The sequence below is a fragment of the Streptosporangium sp. NPDC050855 genome, assembly GCF_044456585.1.
Classification (GTDB): domain Bacteria; phylum Actinomycetota; class Actinomycetes; order Streptosporangiales; family Streptosporangiaceae; genus Streptosporangium; species Streptosporangium longisporum.
Genome location: NZ_JBITFY010000019.1, coordinates 160,845 through 181,034 on the forward strand (window position 1 = coordinate 160,845; position 20,190 = coordinate 181,034).

Consider the following 20,190-nt stretch of genomic DNA (forward strand, 5'->3'; position numbering starts at 1 on the left):
AACGTCACGGCATCCGAAAACCCCGGGGTCACTGTCCCACCGCGAGCCCGTACGCGCCACGGACACCGCCCGTCGAGCCCACCGAGCCTGCGGCACCCGCCGAGCCCGCCGTGCCGGTCCCGTCGGACCCGTCGGCCTTTCCGGGAAGGACGCCCCGGTTCTTGGCGGTACGCCGGGAGAGCATCCCGCGCACGATGTCGCAGAGCTCGCTCGTCTCGCGCGGCGAGAGCACCTGGCTGAGACGTCGCTCGACCACGCCCCCGCTCAGCGGCCCCGGGGCCCTCGTCACGTTGAGGTAGCCGGACAGGAACGCGATCCGGAACAGCTTCTCCTGCGAGGGCGACTCGGCCCGGCCACGGGCCGACCTCTGCGGCGCGTCCCCCTCCCGGTGACGGGACACCTTCAGCCCGGGGAGCAGCAGGTGCGCGGCGGCCCGCTGCAGGGCCCTGCCGTAGGCGCGCATCGGCCCCTCGGGGGAGAACGCCACGATCGACCTGCCGACCGCCTCCGCCGCCTCCGCCGGAAGGTCCGCGATGCCGGTCTCCTCGCCCAGGCAGGTGTAGACCCGCACCACCCTCTCCCCCACGTACCCCGGCTGGACGTGCTGGGAGAGGGTGACCGTGACCGTCGACCCGTCCGGGTTGCGCAGCTCGGCGATGTCGGCCGCGTGGGTGATGTAGGTGGTGGGGTGCTCCCGCTCGCACCACGACGGGCACGAGACCCCGTCCCGGAGACGAAGAGTGCCGACGGAGGCCGTGATGTCGTCCATCCCAATCCTTCCAGCGCGCGGATCCGCGACGGCGGCACGAGGGACGGCGGCCCGCGTCCGGCCACGGGCCGGGGAGCGCCGCCCCGGCCCGCACCGCCGGTTCCAGGGTCGCTTTCATCCGCAGGTACGCAGGAACGGCGCGCCGGGTTCATCCCGGCCCCGCACCGGCACTTCACCGGCCCTTCGCACCGCGATCCAGTGCTCCGGCCGGCCTTAACCTGCCTTTAGGGTTGCCGCAGCGTGACGCTAACGGGGTCCCCGGCACAGTGGTGGACATGCGAAACACGACGAAGATCACCATTGCCGGTGCCGGACTTCTCGCCGTCGTCGCCGGAGGCGGCGCCGCGGCCTTCGCCGGAACCGCGACGCCCACCCCGGCTCCGAGCGGCACGGCGACCTCCCCCGCCCCGGTGAACACGACCCCCGGTGCCGAGACCGCCCCCGCCACCCCGCAGCCCGGTGAGGCCGAGGCCAAGATCAAGCGGGACGCGGCCGTCAAGATCGCCCAGGACAAGGTGCCCGGCGCCAAGCTCGTCAACGCCGAGTTCGACGGCGAGGAGACCCCCACCACCTGGGAGGTCGAGCTCCTCCAGGGCGACGTCGAGCACGAGTTCGACATCGACGCCACCAGCGGCGCGATCCTGGAGCAGGAGCAGGAGATCAGCACGGCCGCCGAGCGGGCCGCCGACCAGGCCGAGGACCAGGCCGAGCAGGCGGGCCAGGACGACGACCAGAACGAGCAGGCCGAACCGGCCGAGCAGGACGACCAGAACGAGCAGGCCGGCGGCCAGGACGACTGACACCACCGGACCGCCCTGACGCCCCCGCGACGGGGAGCGTGAAGGGCCGGGGACGATCACACCTGCCCCCGGCGCGACCGGCCCCCGGGTCCACGTGACCTCGGGGGCCGCTCCGCGTCCGGCGAGCGTGCCCCGAACCCCGCGACCGTGCCCTGCCGCGCGCTGCCGTGCCCTGCCGTGCCCTGCCGTGCGCTGCCCCGCTGCCGTGCGCTGCCGTGCGCTGCCGTGCGGTGGCGTGCGGTGGCGTGCTCTGCCCCCGATGCCGCACCCTGCCCTGCCCTGCCGTACCGCGCGCTGCCGTGCCGTCCGACCCCGGTGGCGGCCGTCCCCGGGACCCGCGGCCCGCGGAGGGCGCCGTCACGGGCGAGGTCGTGGAGTCGAAGCCCGAAGCAGGGGTATGGGGAGCGCATGAGCCTTCAAGAAGAACTGCGTCAAGTGGAAGCAGATTTGGAGAGAATGCGCGCCGAGGTCGCCGAGATGCGCCGTCAGGTCGGGGACGTCGGTCCCACCGACCCCACGGAGCAGTCGATGATGATCAACCAGGCGGACGAGCAGGAGGTCCTCATCGCCTCGCTCGACGCCAGACGCGAGGAACTGCTCAAACGCCTCCGCGAGGAGTGACCCGGGCCGCGCGACCCCGTCCCGGGTGAAGCCCTCACCTGCGGTTCGTGACATTCGGTTATCCATCATCCCAGGGGGTAACCATAAGAACGAACCATCATCGGGGGGACGAAATGATCAAAATGCTTCACAAGATGGGCGTGAAGTCCGGCGCGATGTACGTCGCCGGTATCGCCTCGATCGGCGTGTCGATCGCGGTCTGGGCGACGTCGCACTCGTCGGAGAAGGCGGGTATCGACCGCGCGGACCGATGGGGGATCTTCATCGGAGAGTGGGCGCCCACCTTCTTCGCGATGGGGGTCGCGCTGCGCATGGAGGAGGTCCGCGACGAGGCACAGCCCTCCGAGCCGGAGCAGCTCCACAGCTCCTACTCCGAGGGCAGGATGCCCTCACGGGCGGGTGTCTAGCGGCACCACCGGATGATCGGACGGCGGGGCGCGTCGAGGGACGCGCCCCGCCGTCATGTCCCCTGATGTTCCCCGCCCCCCGGGCCGGGTCAGGCCGGGGTGACCAGGGCGGGATGCCGGGGGTCGTCGACCCGGACCACCACGTCGGCGATCTCCGCGGGCCCGACCTCCTCCTCGTAGCGGGCGTAGGCGGGCAGCGTCCAGCGCTCGTCGTCGGGGGTACGCCGGGCGAGCGCGCCCGGCGAGAGCCGCAGGTGCACGGTCAGCTCGAACGGCAGCCCCCGGCCCAGCAGCAGTGGGCCGTCCAGCAGCAGCACCCCGCCCGCCGGCACGGTGACGTAGGGCGCGCGGGTGGCGCGGTCGGTGACGCTGTTCCAGAGGGTGGGGAGCACCTTGCCCGACCCTCCCGCGTCCAGCGGCCCCAGGACCTCGCGGGTCAGCCCTCCGTGGTCGAACCAGTCGGTGTAGAAGGAATCGGGGTCGGTGCGGCCGAACTCGAAGCGGAGCGAGGCCGGGCGCAGGAAGTCGGCGGCCGAGACGCGGAACACCTCCCGGCCGCGGATCCTGAGCGGGCCGGCGAGCGCGTCGGCGAGGTCGCCCGGCCGTGCCGCCGGGGCTCCGTCGAGCGCGACGCGCACCCACTCCCCGCGGGGCCGCGCGGCCACCCGGTCGGCGAGTTCCTCCACCAGTGACGACGGGGATATCGGCCGTATCTGCTGCACCCCACCATCCTCGCCGACGCGCGGCCGTGGCGGACCCGCGGGCGCGGGCACCTCGCGCGTTCCTACCCGCCGGTACGGGCGCCGGATCACGGTCGCGGGCCGGTCGCCCCCCATGACCTGGTCAAGGTCGGACGTGATGGCGCTCAAAACTTGGCGTGTCCCGGTTGTCCAGCCGCTATGGGCGGTAACGAACCATATGGATCGACGGCTCGGCCGTGACCGGGCGTCGGCCTCTGATCGCGTCACGTCTCTGTCGGCGCGATCCGGTAGTTGGCGTGATCTTCACGCTTTCCGCAATCGAGATCACGGCGCATTACGTACAGAGACAGTGATGTCAGGAGGATTTCAGTGATCAAGCGCGGTAAGCCGACCAAGAACGGCCAGGTCAAGCTGACTTTCACCGTAACGGAGAACCCGGGCCATGGCGGGGTCTCCCTGGTCGGCGACTTCAACGACTGGGACCCCTACGCCCACCCCATGGAGCGTAAGGAGAACGGCGCCTACCAGGTGAGCGTCGTCGTTCCCGCCCGGCAGCCCATTCGCTTCCGCTATCTCGCGGACGGCGGCGTGTGGTTCGACGACGCCGACGCCGACCACCACGACGAGCACGGCGGCCGGATCAACCCGGTGGACGTACCGGAGATGCCTGACATGACCGCGGCGCATACCGTGGGCAAGCCGATGCGGCAGACCCTCTCGGCCGGGCAGTCCGCCTCGGCCTCGGTCCCCGCCTCGTAGACGGGAGCCCGTCCTCGGACGGGACCTCGTTCGCGGGGACGGCCGGATCCGCGGTCCCCGCGAACCCCGCGCTCATCCGCGCGGATCGCCGCTCCCCGGTCCGGCAGGGCCGGTGGAGCGGCTCATGCCGTTCACGGCGAGGGTGAGCGTCGCGCCGTACACGACGTGAGCCGCGGCCATCACCGCCGGGCGTCCCGGCCGGTCGTCGGAGATCGGCGGCATGATCCCCAGCATCGGCACCCAGCCCTGGTAGCTGACCACCCAGATCGCCAGCCCGTACCCCACCCCGACCGGCAGCGGGGCGCGTTCCTTCCCGAAGAACGCGCCGAACGCGGCCCCGCACGCGCTCCCGAAGGCGAAGTGCGTGAGGGCGCCGAGCACTCCCTCGCCACGCTTGGGACGGTGCCGGTACCCGGGCATGAAGGCACGGACGATCTTCTTGGGCGGCTGGTCGCCCATCAGGCCCGCGCGGTCGCCGGCGAGCATCACCGCGCTCATCGCCGCGGTGGCGAGGACGCCACCCGCGGCTCCCTTGACGAGATCACGAAACATGACCGTTCCCTTTCGCCGTGTCCGGTTCGCAGGACTTCGTCTTCACGGTCTCCCCCGTTCCCTGCCACTCCTGACCGTTTTCGGCCATCTGTCGCGGTCCGCGCGTCCCCGCCGGACCGGTGGACCGCTCCCTCGCCGTGCCCGGGACCGGAGCGGGCAAACGGCGGCCTCCCCGGCAGGTCGGACCGGCCGTCGGCGGCGGTACGGCGAGGGTGCGGACGGGCGGGCGGACGACGGCGCCCATGCCTTCTGATCACCGGTGGTATGCCATCAGGCGTTGAACTGTCACGAGCCACGGGCGTACGGTGGAGGCGAATGGCACCCGTCCTTGTACGGCTCCCGACCGGGCGCTGTCCCCAATCTGCCGTAGACAGCGGGGCGATATGACTCGACTTTCCGTCACCGTGGACACACGTCCGCACTTCTCCGTGGTGACCCTGACCGGAGATCTGGACAAGTCCTCGGCACCGCGGCTGGAGGAGAGGCTCGCGGAGTTCATCGGGCGAGGTCATGTCTACCTGGTCATCGACACCACGGACCTGGAGTTCTGCGACTCCACGGGCATCTGGGTGCTGCTGACGAGCCTTCGGCGCGCGTACGAGCGGAAGGGATGGCTGCGCCTGGTCGGCGTGCACGGCTTCCTCGGCCGCCTGCTCGAACTGACCCGGCTGCGCGACGCGTTCCCCATCGACTCCACCCTTGAGGAGTCCCTGCGCGAGGTGTCCGGCGGAGGCGTCCCGGTCGCGCGCTGATCCCGGCGGGCCGCGCACGCGGCCGTCACGAAACGGTCAGTGCGGAGCGGCCGTCACGAAACGGTCAGTGCGAAGCGGCCGGCATGAAGCGGCCGGCGCGGAGCGGTCAGTGCGGAAGCAGCATCGTGAGCCGTACCGTCGATCCCCCTGGGTCGTGCAGGATCTCCACCGAGTCGCACAGCGTGCGCATCAGCCAGATCCCGTAGCCGCGGCGGGATCCCACGGGGGGCTGCTTCATGCCCGCGTGGGGATCGATCAGCAGACCGGCGTCGTCGTGGATCTCCGCGACGACCCGTCCCTCCAGGTGGCGCATCGTGAGGGTGCCGGTTCCGCCGGAGTGGTCGAGCACGTTGTTGGCCGCCTCGCTCAGGGCGAGGACGAAGTTCTTCTCGGTGAGCTCGTCGAACTCCGCCCGGACCAGGAAGGTGCGGACCTTCGCCCTGAGGGAGGCGAGGTCCCCGGAGATCGGGAAGGTCACGCGAGCGATCTCTGCACCGCTCCCGTCACCCATGGGACTCCTCGACGATCCGGATCACCTGGTCGAGGGCGGAGACCCGGAAGAGCTGCCGCAGATGCTCGCCCACCCCGGTCAGGACGAACTCCACCCCGGCGCGCTCGGCGTCGGCGTGGGCGTCGAGCAGGGCGACGATCCCCGAGGAGTCGCAGAACGGCACGCGCGTCAGCTCGACGACCAGCAGGGCGGGAGATTTCCGCAGGTCCGCGTCCACCGCGGCGGCCAGTGGCTCGGCGGAGTCCCGATCCAGCTCGCCGATCGGGACGAGCACGGGAGAACCGTCGGGGTCGATCCTTCGCTCCAGACGAATGGCCATATCCTCACCGCGAAAGCCGTCGCTCCACCAGGTATCGTCACAGTACCTGACGGTCAGGGAGTGAGATGCAGCAGGTGAGCCCCGCCGGCGGGGAGATGGGACGGCGGATCGGGGCCCACGACTGGGCCGCCACACCGCTGGGCCCGATGGAGAGCTGGCCCGCGGCGCTGAGAGCCGCCGTCGACATCGCGCTCTCCTCCCGCGCCCAGATCGTCATCTTCGCCGGTCCGGACTACGTCGCGCTCTACAACGATCCGTACATCCCCACCATCGGCGCGAAGCACCCGGCGGCGCTCGGCCGGCCCGCCGAGGAGAACTGGTCCGAGACCTGGGACGTCCTCAAGCCCCTGCTCGACGACGTACGGGAGACCGGCGAGCCCTTCTGGGCCCAGGACCACCTCTTCCTGCTGGAACGCCACGGTTTCCTGGAGGAGACCTACTTCGACGTCTCCTACGGCCCGATCCGGGTCGAGGACGGAACGGTCGGCGGGGTGATGTGCCTGGTCAGCGAGACGACCGGGCGGGTGCTCGGGGAGCGCAGGATGCGCACGATGAGCCGGGTGGGCGAGGCGGCCACCGGCGGCACCCGCGAGGAGGTGGCGCGGGCGGCGCTGTCGGCCCTGGCCGAGGCGCACGACGACGTCCCGTTCGCCTTCGCCTACCTCGCCGAGGAGACCGGTCCCGCCGATCCCGCCGGTCTCACGGGTCTCACGGGTCCCGGCGGGGACGGGAACGGCCCGGCCGGGGACGGCGGCACGAGCGGGCTGCGGATCGTCGTACCGGACGGGACGGCCCCCGAGCGGATCCCCGTCACCCTCGACGGTGTCGCCGGCGGTGACGGGGGGGTCACGCGCCCCGCGCGAGGCGTCATTCCCGTGCCCGCCGAGCGGTTCGGCGCGCGGGGACCGGCCGTCGCCCTGCCGCTCACCTCCGGCGACGAGACGCTGGGACTGCTGGTGTGCGGGGTGAACCCCCGGCTGCAGCCGTACGACGACTTCTTCGAGACGATCGCGGCGAGCGTGTCGCGGGCGCTGGCCGCGGCGGCGGCCCACGAGCGGGAGCGCGTCCAGGCGCGCAGGCTCGCCCGGCTCGACGCCGACAAGACCGCGTTCTTCGCCAACGTCAGCCACGAGCTCCGCACCCCGCTGACGTTGATCCTGGGGCCGCTGGAGGAGCTGCTGGAGGACCCCTCCGTCGCCCCGGAGCAGAGCGCGGTGCTGCGGACCGCCCGCCGCAACGCGGTGCGGCTGCTCACCCTCCTGGACGACGTGCTGGACGTCACCAGCATCGACGCGGGCCGGACCCGCGCCTACCACCGGCCGACCGACCTGGTGGCGCAGACCGGTGAGCTGGTGAGCGTGTTCCGCTCGGCGACCGAGAGCGTCGGGCTCACCCTGGACGTCGAGTCCGAGCCGCTGCCCGAACCGGTCTTCCTCGACCGGCGGATGTGGGAGCGGATCATCTTCAACCTGCTCTCCAACGCGGTCAAGCACACCTTCGCCGGGGGGATCACGGTCGGCGTGCGCTCGGGCGGCGACCACGCGGTGGTCACGGTCTCCGACACCGGCATCGGCATCGCCGGCGAGGAGATCCCACACCTCTTCGACCGTTTCCACCGGGTCCCCGGCTCCCCGGCGCGCAGCGACGAGGGCACCGGCATCGGCCTGGCCCTGGTTCACGAGCTGGTCACCCTGCACGGCGGGCGCATCGAGGCGAACAGCGTCGTCGGCAAGGGGACGACGTTCACGATCAGGCTGCCGTACGGGTCCGCGCACCTTCCCCCGGCGCAGGTGGGCGAGGCGGCGAACCCGTACGAGTCCGGCTCCGACCACGTCTCGCACTGGCTGCCGCTGCCCGGCGAGTCCTCGGGGCGGCCGGCCGCGGACAGGGCCGCGCCGCCGGTGGAGCCGCGCGGGACCGAGCACATCCTGGTCGCCGACGACAACGAGGACCTGCGCCGCTACCTGGTGAGGCTGCTCAGCCCGCACTGGGAGGTGACGGCCGTGGCCGACGGGGCCGCCGCCCTGCGGGCCGCCCGGGAGCGGCTCCCCGACATGATCGTCGCGGACGTGATGATGCCCGGCATGGACGGCCTGGAGATGGTCCGCAGGCTCCGCGCCGACGCGGTCACCCGGAGCGTCCCGATCATGCTCCTGTCGGCCAGGGCCGGGCAGGAGGAGTCGCTGACCGGCCTGATCGCGGGCGCCGACGAGTACCTGGTGAAACCCTTCTCCGCGCGCGAGCTGCTCACCCGCGTGCGGGGCGTGCTGCGGCTGTCGGCCATCCGGTCCCGGCACAACCGCCGGCTGCGGGAGCTGACCGAGGCGGCGCTCGCGCTCAACGGCGCCTCCAGCGCGGCGGACGTGCTCAGGGTGGCCGGGAGGTACGGGGAGCTGCTGGCCGACACCTCCGGGGTGCGGGTGACGGTCACCGGTGACGCGCCCGGTGGCGACGGGACCGGGCCGGCCGGGACGGTGCGGATCGCGGTCTCCGGTGCTCCCCCCGAGGAGGTGGCGGACGACACCGTGCTGCGCCAGCTCGCCCAGCTCACCTCGGCCCGGCTGCGGGACCTGGAGCAGTTCGAGCAGGAGCACCGGATCGCGACCACGTTGCAGCTGGCCCTGCTCCCGGACGTCCCCGAGATCGGCGGCACCGTGATCGTCGGCCGGTACGTGCCCGGCAGCGACGAGGCCGGGGTCGGCGGGGACTGGTACGACGTCGTCCGGATCTCCGACGAGGAGGTGGTGCTGGTCATCGGCGACATCGTCGGCAAGGGGCTGCGGGCCGCGGCCTCGATGGGCCGGATGCGCAACGCGCTCAGGGCGTACGCGCTGGAGGATCCCGACCCCGGGCGTACCCTCGGCCGGCTCAACCGGATGACCGCCGGGCGGCACGACCGCATGCACGCCACCGTGCTGTGCGTGCGGCTCTCCCTGGCGGACGGGCGGCTGGAGTACGCCAGCGCGGGCCACCCGCCCGCACTGCTCTGCACCGCGCGCGGGCAGGCGGACTTCCTCGGCGGGGCCCTCTCCCCGCTGATCGGCGCCATGCCCTCGACCGTCTTCTCGACCGGGACGGCGCGGCTGGGACACGGTGACCGGCTGCTCCTCTACACCGACGGCATCGTGGAGAGCCGGTCGTGGAGCATCCTGGAGGGCATGGACCGGTTGCGCGGGGAGATGGCCACGGCCTCGCGGCTCGATCTCGGCGTCATGATGGAGTCGCTGCTCACCCTGGTCGAGGACGGGGAGAACCGCGACGACGTGGCCCTGCTCGGTTTCGCCCGCGCCTGATCAGTCGGCGGCGACCAGGCGGACGAACTCCTCGAACGAGAACCGGCCGTCGCCGTCGGAGTCGCCGTCGCGGTTCAGCGAGCCCAGGGCCTCGGGGGGCAGGGCCGGGAAGTGCTCGGCGAGCTCCCGTTCGGTGATGAAACCGTCGCCGTCGGTGTCGATGGCGGTGAACGCCTGCCTGAGCTCCGCCAACCGCTCCCCGCTGGGCTCTGTCGACATGGTGACCCGCCTTTCTCAACGACCCGTGCTTCGATCAGCAGACAACTTACGGGAGGAGCGACCGACACGACCACACGACCCCATATAAGAGGATTTATCACCGAAAATCCTCTTTCGGGGACGCCGGTGGCCTCCCCCTAGACTTCGGACATGATTCGCCCCGCAACGCCGGACGACATCCCGGCGATCATCGACATGGTCCGCGGACTCGCGGAGTACGAGAAGGCGCTGGACAAGGTCGAGACCACCGCCGACCGGCTTCACGAGGCGCTCTTCGGCCCCTCGCCCAGCGTGTTCTGCCACATCGCCGCCGACGGCGAGCAGGTCGCGGGGTTCGCCCTCTGGTTCGTGTCCTACTCGACCTGGCTCGGCAGGCACGGGATCTACCTGGAGGACCTCTACGTCCACCCGGACCGGCGCGGGGGCGGCCACGGCAGGGACCTGCTGGCGGAACTCGCCCGCATCTGCGTGGAGCGCGGCTACGGCCGCTTCGAGTGGTCGGTGCTCGACTGGAACACCCCCAGCATCGCCTTCTACCGCTCGCTCGGCGCCGAACCGCTGGAGGAGTGGGACCAGTACCGCCTCACCGGCCCCGCGCTGGAGCGGCTCGCCGCGACCGCGGGGGAACGACGGGGGTGACCGCGGGCGCGCCCGTCCCTCTCCCGCCCTCCCGTCGCGGCGTTTCCCGCACGTCCTCGGGCACGGACCGCCAGAACGCGGGCACGGACCGCCAGGAGACGAGAAGGGACCGCCAGGACACGGGACGGGACCGCCAGGACGCGGGAAAGGGCGGTGAAAGCGCGTTCCGGCCACCGTGAATCTTTCATCCCGCCGGACCGCCCCGCGACCCCTCTGACCTCGCAGGACGACACGTCGTCACGGCGCGGCGGAGGGGTCGCGTTTACACCCCGGAAACAGCCACCTAGAGTCCGTCTCGCGTGAGCGCTCACCGCCGTCGATCAGCGACCCTTCATCCCTCGAAAGGGAGGGTAATCCTGTGAGTAAATGGCGAAGCATGGCTGTCGCCGGTGTGGTCACATTGATGACCGCGCTTCTCGCCGTCGTTCTCGTTCCCCAGTCGGCATCGGCGCACGGCGCCATGATGGTGCCAGGCAGCCGGACCTTCTTCTGCTGGCAGGACGGCCTCTCCCCGCAGGGGAACATCGTGCCCATCAACCCGGCGTGCAAGGCCGCGGTGGCCCAGAGCGGGGACAACTCGCTCTACAACTGGTTCAGCCTGCTGCGCTCCGACGGAGCGGGGCGGACCCGGGGCTTCATCCCCGACGGCAAGGTGTGCAGCGGCGGCAACCCCGGTTACAGCGGGTTCGACCTGCCGAGCGCCGACTGGCCGGTCACGCACCTGACCGCGGGCTCGACCCTGCAGTTCAAGTACAACAAGTGGGCCGCCCACCCCGGCTGGTTCTACCTCTACATCACCAAGGACGGCTGGAACCCCAACCGGGCGCTGACCTGGGACGACCTGGAGAGTGAGCCCTTCCACACGGCCGACCACCCGCAGAGCGTCGGCTCGCCCGGCACCAACGACGCCAACTACTACTGGAACGCCACGCTCCCCTCGAACAAGACGGGCCGCCACATCATCTACTCGGTGTGGAAGCGTTCCGACTCCGCGGAGACGTTCTACAACTGCTCCGACGTGGTCTTCGACGGCGGCAGGGGCGAGGTGACCGGTGTCGGAAGGCCCGGCTCCACCCCCGGCCCGACGCCGACGGTCACCCCCACCCCGGACCCGACCCCGACGGTCACCCCGACCGTCACGCCGACGCCCGACCCGGGCGGCCCCTGCACCGCCACCTACAAGACCGTCAGCTCCTGGTCGGGTGGTTTCCAGGGTGAGGTGACCGTGAAGAACACCGGTTCGGCGGCCCTCAACGGCTGGACGGCCAGGTGGACGCTCGGCTCCGGCAGCACCGTCAACAGTGTGTGGAACGGCACGCACACGACATCGGGATCGACCGTCACGGTGAGGAACGTCGACTGGAACCGGACACTGGCCGGCGGCGGTTCGACGACCTTCGGGTTCACCGCGTCGGGCAGCAGCGGCACCCCTGCCGTGACCTGCACCAGTCCATAACGGGAGAGGGGTCCCGGCCGGTGTCGACGGACACCGGCCGGGACCTCGTTCACGACCGTCCCGCCCCGCCGTAGGGCCCCCACCGCGCCCCGCCCCGCCCGAAGGAAGTCCCGTGCCGCCCACCATGAGGATCACGTCGCTGCTCGGTCTGCTCTCGCTCACGGCGGCGGCGATCCTGCCGGTGGCGGCCTGCGCCGGTCGTACGGCGGAGGGCGGGCACGCCGACACGCACCCGCCCGCGCGGAGCGGCACCCCGCAGAACACGGCCCCGCAGAACGCGGCCCTGGCCACCCCCTCCGGCGCCACCCCGGCGTCCCCGCCCTCACCGTCCTCCGCGGCTCCGTCGTCCCCGCCCTCGTCGTCCTCGTCGCCCTCGTCGTCCTCCACGGGCGGCACCCCGCATCCCCAGATCACGTCCGCGGCCGAATGCCGCGCGACGGTCACCCTGGTGGAGACGTGGCCGGGCGGCTACCGGGGCGCGGCGACGATCAAGAACAACGGCGACCTGCCGCTGGGCGGCTGGTACATCCAGTGGATGATGCCGCACGGGGTCACGATCACCCAGGCGTGGAAGGGGACGCACATGCAGAGCGGGCCGGTCGCGATGATCCACGCCCCGGCCGACGCGCCGCCCCTGAAGCCGGGGAAGACCGTCTCCGAGATCGGCTTCATCGGGACCGCGGCCACTCCCCCGACCTTCACCGAGATCACCTGCGGCTAGAACCTCCCCGGCCCCGCGGCCCGGCCGGAGGGACGGGGCTCAGCGCCCGCCGTAGCGCTGCCTGAAGCGCTCGACCCGGCCGGCCGTGTCGAGGACCCGGCCGCGGCCGGTGTAGAAGGGGTGGCTCGCCGAGGAGACGTCGACGTCGACCACCGGGTAGGTTTTCCCGTCCTCCCACTCGATCGTCCTGCCGGTCCGGACGGTGGAACGGGTCAGGAAGGCATAACCGGCACTCGGGTCGCGGAAGACGACCGGGCGGTAGTCGGGGTGGATGTCCTTCTTCATGGTCTATCGATCCTCTCGGAACGGGACGTGCCGGCGGACGATCGGGTCGTACTTGACGACGGTGAGCCGGTCGGGGTCGTTACGCCGGTTCTTGCGGGTCACGTAGGTGTAGCCGGTGCCCACGGTGGACCTCAGCCTGATCACCGGGCGTGCCTCGTTGCTGGCCACTGCGGACTCCTCTCGGGAAGACATGTCGTACGATGCGGGCGATAACGGTTTTCACTGGCCGGGCATTCCCGACCCGTCCCGGCCCCGGAAACCGCCCCGCACACCGACCCCGGAAGCCCCGGCCCCACGGGGAAGCGGTCGTTCCCGAACGACCGATCCGGCCTCCCCGGCCGGAGTATTGATTAGATTTGTACCGATATTTCAGGTATAACCTACCCGTGATACATGTTTCCGATCTTCGCAAGGTGTACGGCACCGGCGTGGTCGCGCTCGACGGGGTCGACCTCGACGTTCGCGAGGGCGAGATCTTCGGCGTCCTCGGGCAGAGCGGGGCCGGGAAGAGCACGCTGCTGCGCTGTGTCAACCTGCTGGAGCGGCCCACCGGAGGCACCGTCACCGTCGACGGGCAGGACCTGACCGTCCTCGGGGACGCCGAGCTGCGCGAGGCCCGGCAGCGGATCGGGATGATCCACCAGCACTTCGCGCTGCTGTCCTCCCGTACGGTCGCCGCGAACGTGGCGTTCCCGCTGGAGGTGGCCAAGGTGCCGCGCGCCGAGCGCCGGACACGGGTGGCCGAGCTGCTGGAGCTGGTCGGGCTGTCGGACAAGGCCGGGGCGTACCCGGCCCAGCTCTCCGGCGGGCAGAAGCAGCGGGTCGGCATCGCCCGGGCGCTCGCGGGCCGGCCGAAGGTGCTGCTGTCGGACGAGGCGACCAGCGCCCTCGACCCGGGGACCACGCAGTCGATCCTGGCCCTGCTCCGGCGCCTCAACACCGAGCTGGGGCTGACGATCCTGCTGATCACGCACGAGATGCAGGTGATCAAGAGCGTGTGCGACTCGGCGGCCACGATGCGGGACGGCAAGGTGCTGGAGTCAGGGCTCGTCCACGACCTCATCGCCCGGCCCGGGTCCCTGCTGACGCGGGAGATCTTCCCGCTGCCCGAGCCCGCGCCACCGGGCAGCGTCACCCTGACCTTCGCGGCCGGGCAGGCCGGGGAGCCGGTGCTGTCCGGCCTGGTGCGGAAGTTCGACGTGGACGTCAACATTCTCGGCGGCTCGCTGGAGGAGCTGCGCGGCGTGTCCGTGGGCCGGCTGCGGGTCGGGCTCGACGGCAGGGAGACCGCCGCCGCGCTCGACCACCTGCGCGGCCGCGGCGTACTGGTGGAGGGGCCGTGACGTTCGAGGAGCTGCTGCCGATCCTGGGGCAGGCCACCCTGGAGACCGGGCAGATGGTGTTCTGGTCGACGCTGCTGACGGCGGTGCTCGGCCTGCCGATCGGCGTGCTGCTGGTCACCACCGACCGCGGCGGCCTGACCCCGATGCCCGCGGTGAAGGCCGTGCTCGGGGCGGTCGTGAACGTGGGGCGTTCGCTGCCGTTCATCGTGCTGATGGTGGCGATCCTGCCGTTCACCCGGCTGATCACCGGCACCACGATCGGCACCGTGGCCGCCATCGTCCCGCTGACGCTCGGGGCCGTCCCGTTCTACGCCCGGCTGGTGGAGACCGCGCTGCGCGGTGTCGGCCGCGAGGTGGTGGAGGCCGCGCAGGCGATGGGGTCGCGGCGGGTCACCGTGGTCACCAAGGTCCTGCTGCCCGAGACCCTGCCGGAACTGGTCGCCGGGCTGACCGTCACCGTCGTCGCGCTGATCAGCTACTCCGCGATGGCGGGCGCGATCGGCGGCGGCGGCCTCGGCGACCTCGCCATCCGGTACGGCTACCAGCGGTTCGACACCGGCGTCATGGTCGTCACCGTCGTCCTGCTGATCGTTCTGGTCCAGCTCATCCAGATCCTCGGCGACGCCGTCGCCCGCAGGCTCTCACACAGATGACCGCGGGGTCCCACACGGACCCCACGGGCTTTCCCACAGACGACCCGCGGGGGTGGTCCCACACGGACGACCCACGGGCTTTCACACGGACGACCCGCGGGGTCCCACACGGACGACCCGCGGGCTTTCACACAGACAAGGAGATCACGGGGATGCGCAGATTGATGGGGGCCACGGCCGCGGCCGTACTCGCACTGACCCTGACCGCCTGCGGAGGTTCGACCGGGACCGGCAGCGGCACCGCGGCGACGTCCGGGGCGTCGGGGGCGTCGGGGGCGTCGGCCGCCGCGGACGCGCCGCTGAAGGTGGGCGTGAGCCCGGTGCCGCACGCGGAGATCCTCAAGTACGTCAGCGACAACCTGGCCGCCAAGGCCGGGATCAAGGTGGAGATCGTCGAGTTCGCCGACTACGTGCAGCCGAACGTGCAGCTCCAGGAGGACCAGCTGGACGCGAACTACTTCCAGCACCGGCCGTACCTGGCGGACTTCCTGAAGTCCAAGGGCGGCGGGGAGCTGACCTTCGTCCAGGCCGTGCACCTGGAGCCGCTCGGGCTGTACTCCAAGAAGATCAAGGCCGTGACCGAGCTGGCGAACGACGCCACGGTCGCGGTGCCCAACGACGCGACCAACCTGGGCCGCTCGCTCAAGCTGCTCGAGGACAACGGCGTGATCACCCTCAAGGAGGGCGTCGGGACCGCCGCCACCGAGCGCGACGTCGCGAACAACCCCAAGAACCTCCAGTTCAAGCCCTTGGAGGCGGCCCAGCTCCCGCGCTCCCTCGAGGACGTGGACGCCGCGGTGATCAACGGCAACTACGCCCTGGAGGCCGACCTCAAGCCCGCCGGAGACTCGCTGGTGCTGGAGAAGGCCGAGGGCAACCCGTACGCCAACGGGCTGGTCGTCCGTCCGGGCGACGAGAACGACCCCCGGGTGAAGAAGCTGGCCGAGCTCCTGGCCGGACCCGAGGTGAAGAAGTTCATCGAGTCCACCTACCAGGGTTCGGTGATCTCCTCCACGAGCTGACATCCGGCCGTGCGGCGGGCGAGGCGGTAGCTTGGTCCCTGCCACCACGGAGGAAGAGAGATCGTGACCACGTCTATTCATCAGCGGATCGCCGAAGAGCTGGGTGTGCGCGAGCGCCAGGTGCGGGCGGCGGTGGACCTGCTCGACGGCGGGGCCACCGTGCCGTTCATCGCCCGGTACCGCAAGGAGGCCACCGAGATGCTCGACGACACGCAGCTGCGCACGCTGGAGGAACGGCTGCGCTACCTGCGGGAGCTGGAGGAGCGGCGCACCGCGATCCTGGAGTCCATCGAGGGGCAGGGCAAGCTCGACGACACCCTGCGCGCGCAGATCATGGCGGCCGAGTCCAAGGCCCGGCTGGAGGACATCTACCTCCCGTACAAGCCCAAGCGGCGGACCAAGGCGCAGATCGCCCGGGAGGCCGGTCTCGAACCGCTCGCCGACGGCCTGCTGGCGGACCCGTCCGTGGACCCGAGGGCCGCGGCGGAGGCGTTCGTCGGCGAGGGCGTGGCCGACGCCGCGGCCGCGCTGGACGGCGCCCGCGCGATCCTGGTCGAGCGGTTCGGCGAGGACGCCGACCTGGTCGGTGAGCTGCGCGAGCGGATGTGGACGAAGGGGCGCCTGGTCGCGGCGGTCCGCGAGGGCAGACAGGAGGAGGGCGCCAAGTTCTCCGACTACTTCGACTTCGCCGAGCCGTTCACCAAGCTGCCCTCGCACCGGATCCTGGCGATGTTCCGGGGGGAGAAGGAGGAGATCCTCACCCTCACCCTGGAGCCCGAGCCGGAGCCCACCGGCACCTACGAGGGCCGCATCGCGCACCGCTTCGGCATCGCCGACCGGGGACGGCCCGCCGACGCGTGGCTGGCCGACACGGTCCGCTGGGCCTGGCGCACCCGCATCCTCGTCCACCTCGGCATCGACCTGCGGATGCGCATGTGGCAGGCCGCCGAGGAGGAGGCGGTGCGGGTGTTCGCGGCCAACCTGCGCGACCTGCTGCTCGCCGCGCCCGCCGGGAGCCGCGCCACCATGGGCCTGGACCCCGGGCTGCGCACCGGCGTGAAGGTCGCGGTGGTCGACGCGACCGGCAAGGTGCTGGAGACCGCCACGATCTACCCCCACGAGCCGCGCCGCCAGTGGGACCAGTCGCTGGCCGTCCTGGCCGCGCTGGCGAAGAAGCACGACGTGGAGCTCGTCTCCATCGGCAACGGCACCGCCTCGCGCGAGACCGACAAGCTCGCCGCCGAGCTGGTGAAGCTGGTCCCCGGCCTGACCAAGGTGATGGTGTCGGAGGCGGGCGCGTCGGTCTACTCCGCCTCGGCGTTCGCCTCGCAGGAGCTGCCCGGCATGGACGTGTCGCTGCGCGGCGCCGTGTCGATCGCCCGGCGCCTGCAGGACCCGCTGGCCGAGCTGGTCAAGATCGACCCCAAGTCGATCGGCGTCGGCCAGTACCAGCACGACCTCGCCGAGACCAAGCTGTCCCGCTCGCTCGACGCGGTGGTCGAGGACTGTGTGAACGCCGTCGGCGTCGACGTCAACACCGCGTCCGCGCCGCTGCTGACCCGGGTCTCGGGCATCGGCTCCGGCCTGGCGGAGAACATCGTCGCCCACCGCGACGCCAACGGCCCGTTCCGCTCCCGCAGGGCGCTGAAGGACGTGGCCAGGCTCGGCCCGAAGGCCTTCGAGCAGTGCGCGGGCTTCCTGCGCATCCGCGGGGGTGACGACCCGCTCGACGCCTCCAGCGTGCACCCGGAGGCGTACCCGGTGGTCCGGCGCATCCTGAAGCGCACCGGCGGCGACGTCTCCACGCTGATCGGCAACGGCACGGTGCTGCGGACGCTGAGCCCGCAGGAGTTCGTGGACGACACCTTCGGCCTGCCGACCGTCACCGACATCCTCGCCGAGCTGGAGAAGCCCGGCCGCGACCCGCGCCCGGCCTTCAAGACCGCGACGTTCAAGGAGGGCGTGGAGAAGCTCTCGGACCTGACGCCCGGCATGCTGCTGGAGGGCGTGGTCACCAACGTGGCCGCCTTCGGCGCGTTCGTCGACGTCGGCGTGCACCAGGACGGCCTGGTCCACGTGTCGGCGCTCTCGTACGACTTCGTCAAGGACCCGCGCGAGGTGGTCAAGCCCGGTGACATCGTCCGGGTGAAGGTGCTCGACGTCGACATCCCGCGCAAGCGCATCTCGCTCACCCTGCGCCTGGAGGACGACGTCAAGCCCGCGGGCCCGCGCGGCCGGCGTGACCAGCAGGGCGGCGGTGACCAGCAGGGCCGCGACGGGCGCGGCGACGGCGGGCAGCGTCAGGGCGGTGGCGGCGGGAAGGAACGCGGGGGCCAGGGACGCGGGGGCCAGGGACGCGGGGGCGGCGACCGGCAGCGGCAGGACCGCGGGGGGCAGTCGCGCAACGCGCCGGGCGGCGCCATGGCCGACGCCCTGCGCCGGGCCGGGCTCGACGGCTCGGGCAAGCGCCCCTGATCCCACCCCCGGCCCGTGGGGCGTCACGCGCCCCCGGGCGGGTCCGGACGCCGCAGGCCCCGCCCGCGAGGGCGGGGTCAGCGGCGGCGCCGGAGCAGGGCGGAGACGACGATGACGAGACCGGCGGCGAACGCCGCCAGGCCGATCCACGTCCACTCGCGGGCGCCGCTCATGAAACTGCCGCCCACATGGCCGAGACCCTGGAGCGCCCACAGGCCGCCCACCAGGACGAGCAGGACGCCGAGGCCGATCGGGAGCCAGGTCTTCAACGGGACACCTCCGGTACGCGGACCCGGGATCCGGCCCGGGACGACGACAACGCTCTCACACATCCCCGTCGGCGCGCGGGCCGGTGAACTCGGTGGCCAGCAGGCCGAACAGCGCCTCGTCGACGAAGGCCCCGGCCACCCAGGCGTTGCCGCGGAGCGTGCCCTCGCGCCGGAAGCCGGCCTTCTCCGCGGCGGCGATCATCGCGGTGTTGGTGACGAGCGTCTCCAGGCCGAGGCGGTGCAGGCCGCGGATGCGGAAGGCGTAGTCGCACAGCAGCCTCAGCGCTTCGGGGGCGTACCCGTGGCCGCGCGCCTCGGGGAGCAGCGACATGCCCAGGTGCCCGTTGCGGTTGAGGGTGTCGACGCCCCAGACGATGCCGATGCCGACCAGCTCGCCGGACACGGCCTGGACGGCGAACTCGACGTTGGCCGGGTCGGGCTCCCGCTTCTCGTACCGGGCGGTCACCCGCTCGATCGTCTCGGGGAGCCAGGGTGCCGGCACGGCGCCGACCCTGGTCTCCACGTCCTCGTGCAGCCGGTGGAGCGGGACCAGGTCCTCCTTGGTGACGGCTCTGAGCAGGACCCTGTCTCCACGAAGCATGAGCGCACCCTCGATGTCGGACGCGTGCGGCCCTGTCGCCGCACTGCCGCCGGGTGGCGCGCGGGAACCACCACCTACCGGACATCACACCATACGGAAGATCGGGACGGACGGCGGGTGACGCCGGTGACGCGGGCCCCTGACGGCCGTCCCTGACAGGAGTGCCCCGGGGCGCGCCCCTCCCCCAGGTCAGGCCCGGCGTCGTCGTGCAGTTCACGCGACCCCTCGCACGCGTCCCGGCCCGTCGGCACCGCTTTTTTTACTGCTTGTATTGACCCGAGAACGAAGGCTGACCTATGGTTCCGGCAAGCGAGACCTTGCCTCGAAGGGACCCCCCATGACTCGCTCCCCCTCGAACCGGACGCCGGTGGGCGCCCCGGCCTGATCCCCGCCCGGGCGGCGCGCGGACCGCGCCCCCGCCCGCCGAGCCGTTCTCCCCGCCGTATCCGTCGCGGCAGGGCCAGGACGCGTCGTGCGCACCCCGCGCGGCAGGCCCACCGGGCCGCCCGCGGTACGTGACACGCTCACCGCGTCCGGCGGCATTCGCACGTCACCCCCCACACGGGTCGTGACGCCGGTCACGCTCTCCCCGCGCAGCGGGTCGCGTCGTCGCCGGGACGTCACCTCCCACGACGGAAGGAGTCCGCGCATGGACGCCACCCGCCCCTCCCCCCGGCCTCCCCGGCGTCGGCGCGTCTCGCTCCCGGCCGCCCTCGGCGGGACGGTCACCGCCCTCCTGCTCGCCGTCACCGGCGTGCTGGCCGCGCCACCGGCCGCCGCGGCCACCGGTCAGATCACCGGCATCGCCGGCAAGTGCGTGGACGTCGCGGGCGCCAACAGCGCCAACGGCACCCCGGTGCAGCTCTACGACTGCAACGGCACCGCGGCCCAGCAGTGGAGCCGCAACGGTGACGGCACGATCCGCGCGCTGGGCAAGTGCCTGGACGTGACCGCGGCCTCCACCGCCGACGGGGCGCAGATCCAGCTCTACGACTGCAACGGCACCTCCGCCCAGCAGTGGGT

24 protein-coding genes are annotated in these 20,190 nt (G+C 71.9%); 14 read left to right on the forward strand and 10 right to left on the reverse strand.

The features are described 5' to 3' along the window. Positions 1 to 28: 28 nt before the first annotated feature. The gene (locus ACIBCT_RS31795; protein WP_399194880.1) at positions 29 to 769 is read right to left on the reverse strand and encodes a hypothetical protein; all 741 of its coding nucleotides are present in this window, start codon (positions 767 to 769) and stop codon (positions 29 to 31) included. A 275-nt stretch (positions 770 to 1,044) separates the two neighbouring features. Between ACIBCT_RS31795 and ACIBCT_RS31800 the strand changes: the two genes are divergently transcribed. The 3 genes from ACIBCT_RS31800 (at position 1,045) to ACIBCT_RS31810 (ending at position 2,597) form a co-directional block, all read left to right on the forward strand. After that, positions 1,045 to 1,569: a PepSY domain-containing protein gene (locus ACIBCT_RS31800; RefSeq protein ID WP_399194882.1), complete on the forward strand. Its 525-nt coding sequence runs from the start codon at positions 1,045 to 1,047 to the stop codon at positions 1,567 to 1,569. Positions 1,570 to 2,004: 435 nt separating this feature from the next. Then, a complete protein-coding gene (locus ACIBCT_RS31805; protein WP_399194884.1) occupies positions 2,005 to 2,190 on the forward strand; it encodes a hypothetical protein in 186 nt (61 codons plus the stop codon). Between the two features lie 113 nt (positions 2,191 to 2,303). Further along, a complete protein-coding gene (locus ACIBCT_RS31810) occupies positions 2,304 to 2,597 on the forward strand; it encodes a hypothetical protein (protein ID WP_399194886.1) in 294 nt (97 codons plus the stop codon). An 89-nt stretch (positions 2,598 to 2,686) separates the two neighbouring features. On the opposite strand, the gene ACIBCT_RS31815 is transcribed toward ACIBCT_RS31810, so the two are convergent. Further along, positions 2,687 to 3,319: a uridine kinase gene (locus tag ACIBCT_RS31815; RefSeq protein WP_399194888.1), complete on the reverse strand. Its 633-nt coding sequence runs from the start codon at positions 3,317 to 3,319 to the stop codon at positions 2,687 to 2,689. A gap of 348 nt (positions 3,320 to 3,667) precedes the next feature. On the opposite strand from ACIBCT_RS31815, the gene ACIBCT_RS31820 reads away from it, so the two are divergent. After that, entirely contained in the window at positions 3,668 to 4,057 is a 390-nt protein-coding gene (locus ACIBCT_RS31820) for an isoamylase early set domain-containing protein (RefSeq protein ID WP_399194890.1), read from the forward strand. 72 nt (positions 4,058 to 4,129) lie between these two features. Here the strand turns inward: ACIBCT_RS31820 and ACIBCT_RS31825 are convergent, their stop codons facing one another. Beyond that, positions 4,130 to 4,609, reverse strand: coding sequence for a DUF6789 family protein (locus ACIBCT_RS31825; RefSeq protein ID WP_399194892.1), 480 nt, complete (start codon positions 4,607 to 4,609; stop codon positions 4,130 to 4,132). A 404-nt stretch (positions 4,610 to 5,013) separates the two neighbouring features. Here ACIBCT_RS31825 and ACIBCT_RS31830 point away from each other — a divergent pair, with 404 nt between their 5' ends. After that, on the forward strand, positions 5,014 to 5,361 hold the full coding sequence (locus ACIBCT_RS31830) for an STAS domain-containing protein (RefSeq protein ID WP_399194894.1): 348 nt from the start codon (positions 5,014 to 5,016) through the stop codon (positions 5,359 to 5,361). A gap of 106 nt (positions 5,362 to 5,467) precedes the next feature. Here the strand turns inward: ACIBCT_RS31830 and ACIBCT_RS31835 are convergent, their stop codons facing one another. Then, on the reverse strand, positions 5,468 to 5,872 hold the full coding sequence (locus tag ACIBCT_RS31835) for an ATP-binding protein (protein WP_399194896.1): 405 nt from the start codon (positions 5,870 to 5,872) through the stop codon (positions 5,468 to 5,470). Then, positions 5,865 to 6,191, reverse strand: coding sequence for an STAS domain-containing protein (locus ACIBCT_RS31840; protein ID WP_399194898.1), 327 nt, complete (start codon positions 6,189 to 6,191; stop codon positions 5,865 to 5,867). The genes ACIBCT_RS31835 and ACIBCT_RS31840 overlap by 8 nt, the downstream gene beginning before the upstream one ends. 65 nt (positions 6,192 to 6,256) lie before the next feature. On the opposite strand from ACIBCT_RS31840, the gene ACIBCT_RS31845 reads away from it, so the two are divergent. After that, positions 6,257 to 9,484: a SpoIIE family protein phosphatase gene (locus ACIBCT_RS31845; RefSeq protein WP_399194900.1), complete on the forward strand. Its 3,228-nt coding sequence runs from the start codon at positions 6,257 to 6,259 to the stop codon at positions 9,482 to 9,484. Here the strand turns inward: ACIBCT_RS31845 and ACIBCT_RS31850 are convergent, their stop codons facing one another. Next, entirely contained in the window at positions 9,485 to 9,703 is a 219-nt protein-coding gene (locus tag ACIBCT_RS31850) for an EF-hand domain-containing protein (protein WP_399194902.1), read from the reverse strand. Between the two features lie 150 nt (positions 9,704 to 9,853). Here ACIBCT_RS31850 and ACIBCT_RS31855 point away from each other — a divergent pair, with 150 nt between their 5' ends. The 3 genes from ACIBCT_RS31855 to ACIBCT_RS31865 all read left to right on the forward strand — a co-directional run bounded on the left by ACIBCT_RS31855 (position 9,854) and on the right by ACIBCT_RS31865 (position 12,519). Beyond that, complete coding sequence (locus ACIBCT_RS31855; protein WP_399194904.1) at positions 9,854 to 10,342, forward strand: GNAT family N-acetyltransferase; 489 nt, start codon at positions 9,854 to 9,856, stop codon at positions 10,340 to 10,342. Between the two features lie 376 nt (positions 10,343 to 10,718). Further along, positions 10,719 to 11,798: a lytic polysaccharide monooxygenase gene (locus tag ACIBCT_RS31860; protein WP_399194906.1), complete on the forward strand. Its 1,080-nt coding sequence runs from the start codon at positions 10,719 to 10,721 to the stop codon at positions 11,796 to 11,798. 112 nt (positions 11,799 to 11,910) lie between these two features. Continuing rightward, the gene (locus ACIBCT_RS31865; RefSeq protein WP_399194908.1) at positions 11,911 to 12,519 is read left to right on the forward strand and encodes a cellulose binding domain-containing protein; all 609 of its coding nucleotides are present in this window, start codon (positions 11,911 to 11,913) and stop codon (positions 12,517 to 12,519) included. 39 nt (positions 12,520 to 12,558) lie between these two features. Here the strand turns inward: ACIBCT_RS31865 and ACIBCT_RS31870 are convergent, their stop codons facing one another. After that, complete coding sequence (locus ACIBCT_RS31870) at positions 12,559 to 12,804, reverse strand: type B 50S ribosomal protein L31 (RefSeq protein ID WP_399194910.1); 246 nt, start codon at positions 12,802 to 12,804, stop codon at positions 12,559 to 12,561. Positions 12,805 to 12,807: 3 nt separating this feature from the next. Beyond that, entirely contained in the window at positions 12,808 to 12,972 is a 165-nt protein-coding gene (gene rpmG / locus ACIBCT_RS31875; protein WP_399194912.1) for a 50S ribosomal protein L33, read from the reverse strand. A gap of 218 nt (positions 12,973 to 13,190) precedes the next feature. Here rpmG and ACIBCT_RS31880 point away from each other — a divergent pair, with 218 nt between their 5' ends. The 4 genes from ACIBCT_RS31880 (at position 13,191) to ACIBCT_RS31895 (ending at position 18,297) form a co-directional block, all read left to right on the forward strand. Continuing rightward, on the forward strand, positions 13,191 to 14,147 hold the full coding sequence (locus tag ACIBCT_RS31880; protein ID WP_399194914.1) for a methionine ABC transporter ATP-binding protein: 957 nt from the start codon (positions 13,191 to 13,193) through the stop codon (positions 14,145 to 14,147). Positions 14,148 to 14,200: 53 nt separating this feature from the next. After that, the gene (locus ACIBCT_RS31885; RefSeq protein WP_344895991.1) at positions 14,201 to 14,800 is read left to right on the forward strand and encodes a methionine ABC transporter permease; all 600 of its coding nucleotides are present in this window, start codon (positions 14,201 to 14,203) and stop codon (positions 14,798 to 14,800) included. Between the two features lie 152 nt (positions 14,801 to 14,952). After that, positions 14,953 to 15,822 carry a MetQ/NlpA family ABC transporter substrate-binding protein gene (locus ACIBCT_RS31890; RefSeq protein WP_399194916.1) on the forward strand — a complete coding sequence of 290 codons (870 nt, stop codon included), beginning with the start codon at positions 14,953 to 14,955 and terminating at the stop codon, positions 15,820 to 15,822. 63 nt (positions 15,823 to 15,885) lie between these two features. Next, on the forward strand, positions 15,886 to 18,297 hold the full coding sequence (locus ACIBCT_RS31895; RefSeq protein WP_399194918.1) for a Tex family protein: 2,412 nt from the start codon (positions 15,886 to 15,888) through the stop codon (positions 18,295 to 18,297). A gap of 77 nt (positions 18,298 to 18,374) precedes the next feature. On the opposite strand, the gene ACIBCT_RS31900 is transcribed toward ACIBCT_RS31895, so the two are convergent. Beyond that, positions 18,375 to 18,566 carry a hypothetical protein gene (locus ACIBCT_RS31900; protein WP_399194920.1) on the reverse strand — a complete coding sequence of 64 codons (192 nt, stop codon included), beginning with the start codon at positions 18,564 to 18,566 and terminating at the stop codon, positions 18,375 to 18,377. Positions 18,567 to 18,621: 55 nt separating this feature from the next. Next, positions 18,622 to 19,167, reverse strand: a complete 546-nt coding sequence (locus tag ACIBCT_RS31905; protein WP_399194922.1) for a GNAT family N-acetyltransferase — start codon at positions 19,165 to 19,167, stop codon at positions 18,622 to 18,624. Positions 19,168 to 19,816: 649 nt separating this feature from the next. On the opposite strand from ACIBCT_RS31905, the gene ACIBCT_RS31910 reads away from it, so the two are divergent. Then, positions 19,817 to 20,190: ricin-type beta-trefoil lectin domain protein (locus tag ACIBCT_RS31910; protein WP_399194924.1), on the forward strand; the 374-nt coding region annotated here is incomplete at its 3' end.

What these genes read in the sequence shown, in the direction of transcription:
- ACIBCT_RS31795 (WP_399194880.1), bottom strand. Translation starts at nt 769, where the DNA reads ATGGACGACATCACGGCCTCCGTCGGCACTCTTCGTCTCCGGGACGGG.
- ACIBCT_RS31800 (WP_399194882.1), top strand. Translation starts at nt 1,045, where the DNA reads ATGCGAAACACGACGAAGATCACCATTGCCGGTGCCGGACTTCTCGCC.
- ACIBCT_RS31810 (WP_399194886.1), top strand. Translation starts at nt 2,304, where the DNA reads ATGATCAAAATGCTTCACAAGATGGGCGTGAAGTCCGGCGCGATGTAC.
- ACIBCT_RS31825 (WP_399194892.1), bottom strand. Translation starts at nt 4,609, where the DNA reads ATGTTTCGTGATCTCGTCAAGGGAGCCGCGGGTGGCGTCCTCGCCACC.
- ACIBCT_RS31835 (WP_399194896.1), bottom strand. Translation starts at nt 5,872, where the DNA reads ATGGGTGACGGGAGCGGTGCAGAGATCGCTCGCGTGACCTTCCCGATC.
- ACIBCT_RS31840 (WP_399194898.1), bottom strand. Translation starts at nt 6,191, where the DNA reads ATGGCCATTCGTCTGGAGCGAAGGATCGACCCCGACGGTTCTCCCGTG.
- ACIBCT_RS31845 (WP_399194900.1), top strand. Translation starts at nt 6,257, where the DNA reads ATGCAGCAGGTGAGCCCCGCCGGCGGGGAGATGGGACGGCGGATCGGG.
- ACIBCT_RS31850 (WP_399194902.1), bottom strand. Translation starts at nt 9,703, where the DNA reads ATGTCGACAGAGCCCAGCGGGGAGCGGTTGGCGGAGCTCAGGCAGGCG.
- ACIBCT_RS31855 (WP_399194904.1), top strand. Translation starts at nt 9,854, where the DNA reads ATGATTCGCCCCGCAACGCCGGACGACATCCCGGCGATCATCGACATG.
- ACIBCT_RS31860 (WP_399194906.1), top strand. Translation starts at nt 10,719, where the DNA reads ATGGCTGTCGCCGGTGTGGTCACATTGATGACCGCGCTTCTCGCCGTC.
- ACIBCT_RS31870 (WP_399194910.1), bottom strand. Translation starts at nt 12,804, where the DNA reads ATGAAGAAGGACATCCACCCCGACTACCGCCCGGTCGTCTTCCGCGAC.
- ACIBCT_RS31885 (WP_344895991.1), top strand. Translation starts at nt 14,201, where the DNA reads ATGGTGTTCTGGTCGACGCTGCTGACGGCGGTGCTCGGCCTGCCGATC.
- ACIBCT_RS31890 (WP_399194916.1), top strand. Translation starts at nt 14,953, where the DNA reads ATGCGCAGATTGATGGGGGCCACGGCCGCGGCCGTACTCGCACTGACC.
- ACIBCT_RS31905 (WP_399194922.1), bottom strand. Translation starts at nt 19,167, where the DNA reads ATGCTTCGTGGAGACAGGGTCCTGCTCAGAGCCGTCACCAAGGAGGAC.